This window comes from Phenylobacterium sp. (assembly GCF_041919955.1).
Lineage (GTDB): Bacteria > Pseudomonadota > Alphaproteobacteria > Caulobacterales > Caulobacteraceae > Phenylobacterium.
The window spans coordinates 83,106-95,951 of sequence record NZ_JAYRSU010000004.1; the positions used below are offsets into that span (position 1 = coordinate 83,106).

Here is a 12,846-nt window from a genome sequence, read left to right on the forward strand (position 1 = left end):
GCTGCAACATCGTTTCGACTGGAGTTTCTCACCTTGGCGTCCAAGGCCCGTAAAGCGTTTCTGACCACCGCCTCGATCGCCCTGCTGGCCTCCATGGCCAATGCGCAGGCGCCGACTCAGGGCGCGCCGACGCAAGGGGCCTATCGTCCGTTCTCCGACGGGCCGAAGCCGATCGAGCTGACCCAGACCCCGCCGACCGCCTACGCCCGCTCGCTGTCGCCGACGGATTCGGCGACCCTGACCTCGGCCCTGACCTCCGCCAGGCGCGGCGACATCACCAACGCACGCACGGCCATCGCCTCGCTGAGCGATCCGATCGCCAGAAAGCTCGCCACCTGGGCGCTGGTGGACGCCGCCGCCGATTCCCTGTCGTTCTTCGAGGTGGATCAGGCCCGGCGCGACCTGGCCGGATGGCCGCGCGGCGCGCGGCGCCAGCTCGCCGCCGAGAAGCTGCTCGAGACTTCGGGCCAGAGCCCTGCCCAGATCATCGCCTGGTTCGGCGGCGGCGAGCCCCAGACGGCCGAGGGGGCCATGGCCCTAGCCAGCGCCTGGCAGGCCACCGGCCGCCAGAAGGAAGCGGCCGATCTGATCCGCCGCACCTGGCGCGACAAGATCTTCGAGGTCGTTCCCCAACGCGCCATGCTGTCCAGGTTCGGGACCTGGCTGACCCAGGACGACCACGTCCGGCGCACCGACATCCTGCTCTATGGCGCCCAGGGCCCGGCGGCGCGCGAGATGCTGCCCCTGCTGCCGCCCGACCAGCTGCAGCTGGCCCAGGCGCGCATGGCCTTCCGTTCGGGTTCGGCCAACGCCAACGACCTGGCCGCCGCCCTGCCCGGCGACCTGTCGCGCCATCCGGGCGTCGCCTTCGAGCGCGCCAGCTACTATCGCCAGCGCAATCTGGAGAGCCTGGCCCTCGCCGCCGTGCCGGGCTTTCCCTCGGACCTCGCCCACGGCGACATGGCCGAGCGGATCTGGGCCGAGCGTTACCGGCTGATCCTGTTCGCCCTCAAGAACGGCGACTCCTCGGGCGCCTATGTGGCCGCGGCCAACAGCGGCCTGACTTCGGGCGGCCCGGCCGCCGACGCCGAGTTCTACGCCGGCTGGATCGCCCTGACCCGCTTGAAGGACCCGGCCCGCGCCGCCGTCCATTTCAGCAACCTGGAAAAGATCGGCCAGTCGCCCATCACCCGCGGCCGCGCCTTCTACTGGCTGGGCCGCACGGCCGAGGCCCGCGGCGACCGCGCCGCGGCCGACGGGTATTACGGCCAGGGAGCCCAATACTACACCACCTTCTACGGCCAGCTCGCCGCCGAGAAGCTGGGCCGCAAGCTGGTGCTCGGAACCGACCCGCGGCTCAACGACGCCGACCGCTCGCGCTTCGAATCGCGCGACACCGTCCGCGCTGTCCGCCTGCTGAACGAGATCGGCGAGCGCAACCTGTTCAAGACTTTCGTGCTGGCGCTTGACGACATCCTGCCGACGGTCGAGGAGCAGGCGCTGCTGGTCGACCTCGTCCGCAACTACGGCGACCAGGACACCTCGATGAAGGTCGTCCGCACCGCCGCCCAGCGCGGCTTCATCCTGCCCGAGCGCGGCTATCCGCTGCGCACCCCGCCCAGCGTGGCCGGCGCGCCCGAAGTAGCCCTCACCCTGGGCATCACCCGCCAGGAGAGCGGCTTCGACCCGTCGGTGCGTTCCGGCGCCGACGCGCGCGGCATGATGCAACTGCTGCCAGCCACCGCCGCCAGCGTAGCGCGGGGGCTTGGCATGAGCTTCGAGGCTTCGATGCTCTACGACGCCGACTACAACATGCAGCTCGGCCAAGCCTTCCTGGGCCGTCAGGTCAGCAATTTCGCCGGCTCCTATCCGATGGCGATCGCAGCCTACAACGCCGGCCCCGGCCGTCCCCCGCAATGGGTGACCTTCTGCGGAGACCCGCGCGGCGCCGCGACGGACCCTATCGACTACATCGAATGCATCCCGTTCTCGGAGACCCGCAACTACGTCATGCGGGTGATGGAAGGCATGCAGGTCTATCGTGCTCGTCTCGCCGGCGGTTCGGCGCCAATCACCCTCAGCGCCGACCTCAAGCGCGGCGCCTATGGGACCTATGCCGGCCCCGCGGCCCAGACCCAGCTCCCGATCGCGGCCAGCAACACCCCGATCCCGAACCCTTACTAGCGGTTATGACCGCGCAGGCCGTCACCATTGAGGTCGGACCCGACCAACAGGTCTCGGGCCTCTGGCTGCGTCCGCCGGCCGCCGCCGCGGTCCTGGTCCTCGCCCATGGCGCCGGCGCGGGCATGACCCACAGGGCGATGGAGGCCACTGCCGAGGGCCTGGCTTCACGCGGCGTCGCCAGCCTGCGCTACAACTTCGCCTACATGGAGCGCGGCTCCCGGCGGCCGGATACGCCGGCCGTCGCGCACGCCGCCGTCCGCGCCGCAGTCCAGCAGGCTCAGGACATGGCGCCCGACCTGCCGCTGTTTGCAGGCGGCCGCTCGTTCGGTGGCCGCATGACCTCGCAGGCTCAAGCGGAAGCCCCCCTGCCCGGCGTGCGCGGCCTGGTCTTTTTCGCCTTCCCGCTGCATCCGCCCGGCAAGCCGGGGATCGAACGCGCAGAGCATCTGGGGAAAGTCTCCATACCGATGCTGTTTCTTCAGGGCACGCGCGACGAGTTCGCCCAGGCCGATCTGCTGGACCAGACCATCAGCCGCCTCGGCGATCAGGCGAATCTGCACCGTGTCGCCGACGCGGACCACTCCTTCCACGTGCCAGCCAAGACCGGCCGCAAGGACACGCAGGTGCTGTCGGAAATCCTGGATGTGGCGCGCGAGTGGATGAGCGCCCGCGCGAGCGAGGCCTAGTCAGCCACCAGCCCGTGCAGCAGGCCGTCGAGCGTGACCGAGATCAGCTCCTCGCGCGGCGCCCAGGCGAACTTCGGCCGTGTCACGCCAAGGGCCACCACACCGTGGCACGAGGCCCAGAGGGCCTGGGCCGCCGAATCGGCGGTGCCCGTGCGCAGGCGTCCCTCGGCGGCGATCTCGCGCACGACGCCGGAGAAGACATCGTAGCACTGGGCGCCCAGGTCGGCGGTGGTTTCCTCCTCACCGATGTTCGGCGGCAGGCGGCCGACATTGGAGAACACCAACTCGTACGCGTTCGGATGCTCGAAGCCCCAGCGCATGTAGGTCTCGAGCATCAGCTTGACGCGATTGACCGCATCCATCGGCTTGACGGCGATCTCGGCGTTGCGCTCCAGCAGCTGGCGGATCGTCGCCTGGCAAATCTCGAGCAGGATGCAGCTCTTGTCGGGAAAGTGCATGTAGAGGGCGGTGGACGAAACGCCCACCTCATCGGCGATCTTTCGGATCGTCGCGCCCTCATAGCCTTCGGCCACAAAGATGCGTTCGGCGGCTTCGAGGATTTCCGCGCGCCGCAGGTGGCCGTCGCCCTTGGGTTTCCGGGCCGAGCGCCGCGAGGTGACAACTGTGGTCACGGGTTTCCTTCCGAGTCCGTCCTGTAACAAACGGAGACCAAAACGGCGTCGGTTGCAAGTCTGCACTCGGCAAAAGGCGAGCGGATTCCGCAGCTAAGGGCGCGGCCTTTTCGCGCTTTGCGCGTTTCCCCGACGTGACCTTGGCCTTGGCGGCCGGTGCGGCGCGCCAGGAGCGTTCAAAGCCAGCGGAGCGGCCATGAGACTGCCTGACGACCAACTGCAACGCCTGGCGCTGCATAGCGCCTTCGGCCTCCACCTCGTCGCCAAGTGGATGGCGGGGCGCGAGGACGTCGACCCGCAGATCCGCGAACGGCTGGCCGTCCACATGGCCGCCCTCGACGGCGTGCTGTCGGCCAACGGCCACGACTGGATCCGCGAGGAAATTGAGGGCACCGAGGCGGCGCTTCAAGGCCGCTGACGGCCGCGGGACTGGACCTGCGCCCGGCGATGCGGCTAGTGGCTCGCCGATGACCAGTCCCGCTCCTCTTGTCGCCGACCTCCCCGGCGTGATGCGCACGACCGGCTGGGCGGACTACGCCCTGCTCGACAGCGGCGGCGGCCGCAAGCTCGAGCGCTATGGCGCCTATACCGTCGTGCGGCCGGAACCACAGGCCATGTGGGCGCCGCGCCTGCCGCAGGACACCTGGGCCAAGGCCGACGCGGTGTTCGACCCCAGCGACGAAGAGGACGCGGGCAAATGGCGCTTCCGCGGCAAGCCGAAGGAAAGCTGGCCGATGGCCTGGGGCCAGGCGCGTTTTCATTCCCGCTTCACCGCCTTTCGCCATCTGGCCTTCTTCCCAGAGCAGGCCGCCAATTGGGCGTGGCTTGACGAGCGCGTGCGCACCTTCGACGGCGGCCAGCCGCGAGTCCTGAACCTGTTCGGCTATACCGGCGTCGCCAGCCTTGTCTGCGCGGCGGCCGGCGCACACGTGACCCATGTCGACGCCTCCAAGAAGGCCATAGGCTGGGCGCGCGAGAACGCGACCCTGTCCGGCCTGGAAGACCGGCCGATCCGCTGGATCTGCGAGGACGCCCGCCGCTATGTCCAGCGCGAGGTCCGCCGCGGCTCGCGCTACGACGGCATCATTCTCGACCCGCCGAAATATGGCCGCGGCCCGGACGGCGAGGTCTGGAGACTGTTTGAGCATCTTCCTGAACTTTCGGCCCTATGCGCCGAACTTCTTTCGGAAAACGCCTCCTTCATGCTGCTCAACGCCTATGCCGAGCGCATCTCCGGCGCGGCGCTCTCCTCATTGATGCTCTCGAACCTGCCCGGCCGGGCCGGCGTGATCGACTGGGGAGAACTTACCCTCGTCGAGGAAGCGGCCGACCGCCAGATCGGCATGTCGTTCTATGGCCGGTGGTCGGCATGAGCCGGGTCGTCACATCCCTGACCAACCCGACGGTCAAGGCTGTCCGCGGCCTGCACCTGCGCAAGGAGCGTGACCAGTCGGGCCTGTTCGTCGCAGAAGGCCTTAAGATCGTCACCGAGGCCGTGGAGCTTGGCCATCCGCCTCGCATCCTGATGTACGCCAAGGACGCCGAGGGCCATCCGCTGCTGAAGCGTGCGGTCCAGGCGACGCTGGCCGCCCGGGGCGAGGTGATCGAGGTCACCCACGACATCCTCGCCAAGGTCTCGCGCCGCGACAATCCGCAGGCGGTGGTCGCCGTCTTCGCCCAGGCCTATACGCCGCTATCCGCCCTCGATCCGACCGCCGCGACTTGCTTCGTCGCCCTGCATCGCGTGCGCGACCCCGGCAATCTCGGAACCATCGTACGTACCGCTGACGCCGCCGGCTGCGGCGCGGTGATCCTGGTCGGCGAGTGCTGCGACCCGTTCTCGGTCGAGGCGGTGCGCGCGACCATGGGCTCGATCTTCGCCGTGCCGATCGTCAAGGCCAGCGAGGCCGAATTCGCGGGCTGGCGCTCGGGCTGGCCAGGCTCTGTCGTCGGCACCCTGCTCTCGGCCGAGGTCGATCACCGCCAGGCCAGCTACGCCAAGCCGGCCCTGATTCTCATGGGCAACGAACAACAGGGCCTGACGCCGGACATGGCGGCGCTGTGCGACGTCAACGTCAAGATCCCCATGCGCGGTCGCGCCGACAGCCTGAACCTGTCGGTGGCGACGGGCATCATGATCTACGCCGCGACCTGATTCAGGTCCCGCGCGGCTTGGCCCTGGCCGTGGGCGCCGCGCTGGCCGGGTCTTCAGGCCAGACGTGCTTGGGATAGCGGCCGCGCATATCCGAGCGGACGTCCTTCCAGGATCCTTTCCAGAAACCGGGCAGGTCCTTCGTCGTCTGGATCGGCCGATGCGCCGGCGAAAGCAGCGACAGGGTCAGCGGAACGCCGCCGACAGTCGGGTGCTCCGCCAGGCCGAACACCTCCTGCACCCGCACGTCCACGCGCGGACCGCCCTCTGCGGCGTAGTCGATGGCGAAGCTGTTGCCGGTCGGGGCGGTCCAGCGGGTCGGAGCCTGCGATTCCACCCGCCGCTGAGCGTCCCAGGGCACCAGGCTTCGGACCGCGCCGTCCAGGGCGTCGGGCTTCAACGCCGCGAGCGAGCGGAGCCCCGGCAGCAGCGGAGCGAGCCAGTCGTCCAGTTGTTGCAGGAGAGCCGCGTCGGACACATCCGGCAGGTTTTCGCCCTGGCCTCGCAGGAACATGACGCGTCGCCGGAAAGACCCGATCGCCTCGCCCCAGGGCAGCTTGACGAGGCCCTCGGCCCGGACGCGGTCGGCAAGCGCCGCGGCGATGATCGCCGGATCGGGCGTCTCGTCGATCTCCTCGCGCACGGTGAGGCGGCCCAGGCGGGTCACGCGCTTGGCGCGCAGCTTGCCCCCGCCACTTTCCTCCAGGCGATAGTCGGTCTCCATCTGGCCGGCGAACGCGGCGGCCAGTTCGGCTTCGTCGAGCGGTGCGGCCAGCAGGATGCGGTCGCGACGGTCCCCGCCGCCGAGTTCGGCGATCGCCAGCCACTTCTCGCGGGCCAAGGCGTCAGTCGGCTCGACGAAAGCCCCGCGGCCGCTGACCAGTTGAAACTCGCCGTTTCCGCCGCGCGCCTTGGCGACGCGTTCGGGATAGGCGAAGGCGAGCAGCAGGCCGTCATCCAGCGCCCCGTCCCTGCTCCCCTGCCGCCCGGCGAGGGCCGCCCAGCGCTCGGCCAGAGCCTTGGCGTCGCGGGCCCGGGGCGAGCGGTCGCGCAGCAGGCCCTCCAGACGGTGGCGCAGGTCAGCGTCGCGCCCGCCCAGACCGCGCTCGGTCACCAGGGCGGCGATCAGCGCCGCGCGAGCCGATTGCCCGGTCTCCCCGGCTTTCAGCACCATGTGGGCGAGGCGCGGCGTCAGGGGGAAGCCGCTGAGCGCCTCGCCATGAGCGGTGAGCACCCCATCGGCGTCCAGCGCCTCAAGCCGCAGCAACAGGGCGCGCGCCTCTGCAAAGGCGGCAGCCGGCGGCGGGTCGAGGAAGGCGAGATCGGCCGGATCGCGGGCGCCCCAGCGGGCGAGGTCCAGGGCCAGGCCGGCGAGGTCGGCGTCAAGGATTTCCGGATCGGCGAAGGCCGGCAGGGCGCGGGTCTCGGCCTCGTCCCACAGGCGATAGGCGACGCCGGGCTCAGTTCGCCCGGCCCGGCCGCGCCGCTGGTCGGCCGCAGCGCGGCTGACACGGACGGTGGCCAGGCGCGTGAGGCCGCTGGCCGGATCGAAGCGCGGCACACGGGCCAAGCCGCAATCGACGACGACGCGCACCCCCTGGATCGTCAAGCTTGTCTCGGCGATGGACGTGGCCAGCACCACCTTGCGCTGTCCAGGCGGAGGCGGGTCGATGGCGGCGTCCTGCTGGATGGGGTCGAGCGCCCCGTAAAGCGGCGCGACGCGTACATCGGGACGGCGCAGCCGCTCGCCCAGGATTTCGGCGGTCCGCAGGATCTCGCCCTGCCCGGGAAGGAAGACGAGGACGCTGCCTGTTTCTTCGGCGAGGGCGCGCTCTACCGCCCGCGCGGCGCGCTCTTCCAGACGCAGGCGCTCGTCGCGGCCGAGATATCGGGTCTCGACCGGGTAGGCGCGGCCCTGGCTTTCGATCACCGGCGCCTCGTCCAGCAGCCGCGCGACCGCAGCGCCGTCCAGCGTGGCCGACATGACCAGGATGCGCAGATCCTCGCGCAGGACGCCCTGGGCGTCGCGCGCCAGGGCCAGCCCCAGGTCCGCATCCAGGCTACGCTCGTGGAACTCGTCGAAGAGGACGGCGCCGACGCCCTCCAGGCTCGGGTCGGAGAGGATCATCCGGCTGAACACGCCCTCGGTCACAACCTCGATGCGGGTGCGGGCCGAGACCTTGGACTGCATGCGCACGCGATAGCCGACCGTCTCGCCGACCTTTTCGCCGAGGGTGGCCGCCATCCGTTGGGCCGCGGCCCGGGCGGCCAGGCGGCGCGGTTCGAGCATGACGATCTTGCCGCCGCCGAGCCAGGCGGCGTCGAGCAGGCGCAGGGGAACCAGGGTAGTTTTGCCGGCCCCCGGCGGGGCGACCAGCACGGCGCTCGTGCGGTCTTCCAACGCAGCCCTCAGAGCGGGCAGAATTTCCTCGACGGGGAGCATGGGGCGGGTCTACCGGCGCCTGCTCGTTGGGCCAAGCCGCACGCTCATCTCGCAGGCGCCGTGTTTTGCGCAATGCACCATCCGCGCTTGCCGCTTGACCGCGCGACAACGAAGAGGCCACGTAGCGCCAAATCAAGACCGCGCGGCGGGGGCCGCCCGGATTCTCCTGGAGGAAATATGTGGCGAGTTAAATCGCTCGACGCGATTCTAGCGACCGCAGAGAAGAAATCACTGCACCGGTCGCTGGGGCCCATACAGCTCACCCTGCTCGGTATTGGCGGGATCATCGGCACCGGCATTTTCGTTCTGACGGCCGAGGCGGCCCAGAAGGCCGGCCCGGGGATGCTGCTTTCTTTCGTCATTGCGGGCTTCGTCTGCGCCGTTGCGGCGCTATGCTATTCCGAACTGGCCGCCATGGCCCCGGTTTCGGGCTCGGCCTACACCTATTCCTACGCCGTGCTTGGCGAATTTGTCGCCTGGCTGGTCGGCTGGGCGCTCATTCTCGAGTACGCGGTCGCGGCCAGCGCCGTGGCGGTCGGCTGGTCCGGCTATGTGGTCGGCCTGCTCGATCACTCATTGGGGATCGTCATACCCTTCGAGCTCGCCAACGGCCCGCACGCCGGCGGCATCGTGAACCTGCCGGCCATCGTCATCGCCGCGGCGGTCACCGGCCTGCTGGTCATCGGCACCACCGAGAGCGCCACGGTCAACGCGATCCTCGTCGCCATCAAGGTCGCGGCCCTGACCGCCTTCGTCGCGCTGTCGGTCCCGGTGATCGACGACGCGCACTTCCAGCCGTTCGCGCCGCTGGGCTCCTCCGGGATCGTGGCGGCCGCCGCCTCGATCTTCTTCGCATACGTAGGCTTCGATGCGGTTTCGACCGCCGCCGAAGAAACGCGCAACCCTCAGCGCAACGTACCGATCGGCCTGATCGGCTCGCTGGGGATCTGCACCGTCTTCTACATGCTGGTCGCGGCCGGCGCGATCGGCGCCTATGGCGCACAGCCCGTGATGGGCGTGAACGGCGAGCACCTGGCCGCCGGGTCGAGCCAACTGGCCGAACGCTGCGCCGTGCTGTCGCAAGCGGCCGACACGCCGCTGGTCTGCTCGCGTGAAGCCCTGGCCCACGTGATGCGCCAGATCGGTCACCCGGTGGTCGGCAACCTGCTGGGCCTGGCCGCCGGCCTCGCCCTGCCCTCGGTCATCCTGATGATGATCTACGGCCAGACCCGCATCTTCTTCGTTATGTCGCGCGACGGCCTGCTGCCCGAGGTGTTCAGCAAGATCCATCCGCGCTTCAAGACCCCGCACATCGTCACCATCGTGACGGGCTGCGCGGTCGCCATCGCGGCGGCCTTCTTCCCGGTCGGACAACTGGCGGACATCTCGAACTCCGGCACCCTGTTCGCCTTCCTCGTCGTGGCCCTGGCCGTGATGATGCTCCGCAAGACCGAGCCGAACCGCCACCGTCCGTTCAGGACGCCGCTGGTGTTCGTCGTCGCGCCGCTGGCCATCGCCGGCTGCATCACCCTGTTCTTCTTCCTGCCGCCGGCCGCCAAACTGGTCTTCCCGGTCTGGTCGGGTATCGGGCTGGTGCTCTACTTCCTCTATGGCTTCCGCAAGAGCCACGTGGCGCGCGGCCTGGTCGAGGTGCCGGAGTTGTCGCCCGACGCCCCGCCGACCGCGGTTCCGCCGATGCCGGACGCCCCGGCGCCGGGCGACCGCCGCTAGAACTGGAGAGGCCCGGGGTCACACCCGGGCCTTTTCTTATGGACGCGCAGGCCCGATGTTAGGGCGTCATGCAAGCGCAAGCTCCCATCCGCGCCGTTCTCGCGCCCGTCACCCCCCTCCAGCAGAACTGCACTATCGTGTGGTGCTCCAGGACCCAGAAAGCCGCCATCATCGATCCCGGCGGCGAGGTTCCACGCCTGCTGGAAGCGCTGAAGGCCTACAACCTCACGCTCGAGAAGATCTGGATCACCCACGGCCATCTCGACCATGCCGGCGGTGCGGCCGCGCTGCAGGCGGCGACCGGCTGCCCGATCGAAGGACCGCATCCCGACGACGCCTTCTGGATCGACGACATCACCGCGTCCGGCGCGCGTTGGGGCATGCCCGAGGCGCAGTCCTTCACGCCCGACCGCTGGCTGGCAGATGGCGACACGGTGTCGCTGGGCGAAACGGAGTTCGAGGTCTTCCACACCCCCGGCCATACGCCGGGCCATGTGGTGTTCTTCCATCGCCAAGCCCGCTTCGCGCAGGTCGGCGACGTGCTGTTCCAGGGCTCGATCGGGCGCACCGATTTCCCGAAAGGCGATTTCCAGCAACTGATTGCGTCGATCACGACCAAGCTCTGGCCGCTGGGCGACGACGTGCAGTTCGTGCCCGGCCACGGCCCGATGTCGACCTTCGGCCAGGAGCGCAGGACCAACCCCTTCGTCGCCGACGAGGTGCTGGCCGGCGCCTGATGCCTTTCAGCCGTGAAATCTGCGCGTCACGCGGATAGGTAAGATGTCCCCGATGGAAACGCGCCTCGACACGTCCGCGACGCCGCCCGGCCAAGCCGGTGCCCGCATCCTGATGGTCGACGACGATCCGGGTATCCGCGACGTCGTCTCCGACTTCCTGGGCCGCCACGGCTACCAGGTGGTCACGGCCGGGGACGCGCGCGAAATGGAGCAGGAGCTGGAACGCGGCCCGGTCGACCTGATCGTGCTCGACGTAATGCTGCCGGGCGAGGACGGACTGGCTATCTGCCGGCGGCTTGCGGTCGCCCCCGCGCCGCCGATCATCATGCTGTCAGCCATGGGCGAGGACACCGACCGGATCGTCGGGCTGGAACTGGGCGCCGACGACTATCTCTCCAAGCCCTGCAATCCCCGCGAGCTGCTGGCGCGGGTGCGCGCGGTGCTGCGACGGGCCGAGCAGCGCGGCCAAGCCGCCTCGGTCAGCGCCGGCTGCGAATTCGCCGGCTGGCGGCTGGACCTGGTCCGCCGCGAGCTGCGCTCGCCGCAGGGCGTGGTGGTCAATCTGTCTTCAGGCGAGTTCTCGCTGCTGCGCGCCTTCGTCGAGCGTCCTCAGCGGGTCCTGACCCGCGACCAGTTGCTGGAATTCGCACGCGGGCCGGACTCCGACGCCTTCGACCGCGCCATCGACGTGCAGATCAGCCGCTTGCGCCGTAAGCTCGACGACGGCGGCGGCGGCCAGGACCTGATCCGCACCATCCGCAACGAAGGCTACATGTTCACCGCCAAGGTGAAGCGTTCATGAGCCGCCCGTGGGCGGGCTGGCCCACCGCCTCGCTGTTCGGCCAGCTGCTGGCGCTGATCGGCCTCAGCCTGGTGGCCGCCCAGGCGATCAGCCTGATCCTGCTGTTCAACCTGCCGCCGCCCGCGCCGGACTTCTACCGGATCACCGAGATCAGCCAGGCGCTGAGCGGGCGGCCTCCCGTCTTCACCGAGCGTTCGCCGCTCGAAATCCGGCTCGCGCCCGAACCGCCCCGCGAGGTCGCCGAAGGACGCATGTCCCAGGCCATCCGCGTACAGCTGGCGGAAGGCCTGCACGTGCCGCTTTCCGACGTGGTCGTCTCGGCGCCCCAGCCCTTCCCGATCTCGGACCGGCGGGTCTTCAAGGTGATCCGCGACCGGATCGCTCGCGACGGCGGCGAGCGCGAGGAGCACTTCCTGATCGCCCCGTTCCAGGTGGCGGTGAAGCAACCGGATGGCCAGTGGCGGATCACCTCGCCCCAGCGCCAGATCGGCCTCGACCCATGGCAGCAGCGGATCATCCTGCTGTTCGTGCTGACCGCCCTGGCCATGACCCCGGTCGCCTTCGTGTTCGCCAGGCGGCTGTCGGCGCCTATTCGGGTCTTCACCGAAGCGGCCGAGCGACTGGGCCGCGACCCGCGCGCCCCGCCGGTCGAACTGGCCGGCCCTGCGGAGATCAAGGACGCGGCCCAGGCCTTCAACGACATGCAGGTTCGCCTGCGCCGCTATGTCGAGGATCGCACCGCCATGGTCGGCGCGATCGCCCACGACCTGCGCACGCCGCTGACGCGATTGCGCTTCCGCATCGAGAACGTGCCTGACGACGTCCGCGGCAAGATGGCCGCCGACATCGACCAGATGGAGGAGATGATCTCGGCCGCGCTGACATTCGTGCGCGACACCAGCCGTCCAGGCGAGCGTACGCCGCTGGAGCTGTCGTCGCTGCTGGAGAGCGTCTGCGACGAGATGGCCGAGACGGGCGCCGACATCGAGGTCGAACGCGGCGAGAAGGTCGTGCTGGTCGGCGACCCGCTGTCGCTGCGGCGCCTACTGGACAATCTGCTGGAGAACGCCGTGAAATTCGGCGGACGCGCCCGCGCACGTGTCTATCGGGAGGGCGGCAACGCCATCGTCGAGATCGAAGACGACGGGCCCGGCATTCCGACCGAGGACTTCGAGCGGGTCTTCGAACCCTTCTATCGCCGCGAACCTTCCCGCAGCCGCCAGACGGGCGGCATCGGGCTTGGCCTGGCCGTGGTGCGGTCCGTCGCCCGCGCCCACGGCGGCGACGCGGTGCTGATCAATCGACAAGGCGGCGGCCTGACCGCCCGTGTCCAGCTTCCCATCTGACTGTCGAATTTCGACGTCGGTTCCCGTGTGGCGCGAAACGTCGCAGGGGCGGAATGCACTTTCGGCGCAACCCCAGCCGCCCTTGGCGAGTTTGCTTGACCGTAAGGGAAAGTGAAGCGTCGACCGGCCTCCC

At 69.5% G+C, this 12,846-nt stretch carries 11 protein-coding genes; 9 read left to right on the forward strand and 2 right to left on the reverse strand.

What is annotated here, in order from left to right; all coding sequences use genetic code 11:
* The first annotated feature begins 33 nt into the window (after positions 1-33).
* Both ACE3T2_RS05145 and ACE3T2_RS05150 read left to right on the forward strand, forming a co-directional pair.
* Positions 34-2,184: a lytic transglycosylase domain-containing protein gene (locus ACE3T2_RS05145; protein WP_374655392.1), complete on the forward strand. Its 2,151-nt coding sequence runs from the start codon at positions 34-36 to the stop codon at positions 2,182-2,184.
* 5 nt (positions 2,185-2,189) lie between these two features.
* Positions 2,190-2,870 (forward strand): alpha/beta family hydrolase, encoded by a 681-nt coding sequence (locus ACE3T2_RS05150; protein ID WP_374655394.1) that lies wholly within the window; start codon positions 2,190-2,192, stop codon positions 2,868-2,870.
* On the opposite strand, the gene ACE3T2_RS05155 is transcribed toward ACE3T2_RS05150, so the two are convergent.
* Positions 2,867-3,502, reverse strand: coding sequence for a TetR/AcrR family transcriptional regulator (locus ACE3T2_RS05155; protein ID WP_374655396.1), 636 nt, complete (start codon positions 3,500-3,502; stop codon positions 2,867-2,869). The genes ACE3T2_RS05150 and ACE3T2_RS05155 overlap by 4 nt on opposite strands.
* A gap of 196 nt (positions 3,503-3,698) precedes the next feature.
* On the opposite strand from ACE3T2_RS05155, the gene ACE3T2_RS05160 reads away from it, so the two are divergent.
* From ACE3T2_RS05160 to ACE3T2_RS05170, 3 genes are read left to right on the forward strand one after another with little or no spacing between them, the layout of a single operon-like run.
* Positions 3,699-3,920, forward strand: coding sequence for a hypothetical protein (locus ACE3T2_RS05160; RefSeq protein ID WP_374655398.1), 222 nt, complete (start codon positions 3,699-3,701; stop codon positions 3,918-3,920).
* A 49-nt stretch (positions 3,921-3,969) separates the two neighbouring features.
* A complete protein-coding gene (locus ACE3T2_RS05165; RefSeq protein ID WP_374655400.1) occupies positions 3,970-4,875 on the forward strand; it encodes a class I SAM-dependent methyltransferase in 906 nt (301 codons plus the stop codon).
* Positions 4,872-5,657, forward strand: a complete 786-nt coding sequence (locus ACE3T2_RS05170) for a TrmH family RNA methyltransferase (RefSeq protein ID WP_374655402.1) — start codon at positions 4,872-4,874, stop codon at positions 5,655-5,657. Before ACE3T2_RS05165 ends, ACE3T2_RS05170 begins: the two co-directional genes overlap by 4 nt.
* Before the next feature lies 1 nt (position 5,658).
* Here the strand turns inward: ACE3T2_RS05170 and hrpB are convergent, their stop codons facing one another.
* Complete coding sequence (hrpB, locus tag ACE3T2_RS05175) at positions 5,659-8,097, reverse strand: ATP-dependent helicase HrpB (RefSeq protein ID WP_374655404.1); 2,439 nt, start codon at positions 8,095-8,097, stop codon at positions 5,659-5,661.
* 177 nt (positions 8,098-8,274) lie between these two features.
* Between hrpB and ACE3T2_RS05180 the strand changes: the two genes are divergently transcribed.
* The 4 genes from ACE3T2_RS05180 to ACE3T2_RS05195 all read left to right on the forward strand — a co-directional run bounded on the left by ACE3T2_RS05180 (position 8,275) and on the right by ACE3T2_RS05195 (position 12,713).
* Positions 8,275-9,828, forward strand: coding sequence for an amino acid permease (locus tag ACE3T2_RS05180; protein WP_374655406.1), 1,554 nt, complete (start codon positions 8,275-8,277; stop codon positions 9,826-9,828).
* 68 nt (positions 9,829-9,896) lie between these two features.
* On the forward strand, positions 9,897-10,565 hold the full coding sequence (locus ACE3T2_RS05185) for an MBL fold metallo-hydrolase (protein WP_374655408.1): 669 nt from the start codon (positions 9,897-9,899) through the stop codon (positions 10,563-10,565).
* 43 nt (positions 10,566-10,608) lie between these two features.
* Positions 10,609-11,367: a response regulator gene (locus tag ACE3T2_RS05190; protein WP_374655410.1), complete on the forward strand. Its 759-nt coding sequence runs from the start codon at positions 10,609-10,611 to the stop codon at positions 11,365-11,367.
* Positions 11,364-12,713, forward strand: coding sequence for a sensor histidine kinase (locus tag ACE3T2_RS05195; RefSeq protein WP_374655412.1), 1,350 nt, complete (start codon positions 11,364-11,366; stop codon positions 12,711-12,713). The genes ACE3T2_RS05190 and ACE3T2_RS05195 overlap by 4 nt, the downstream gene beginning before the upstream one ends.
* Positions 12,714-12,846 lie beyond the last annotated feature (133 nt).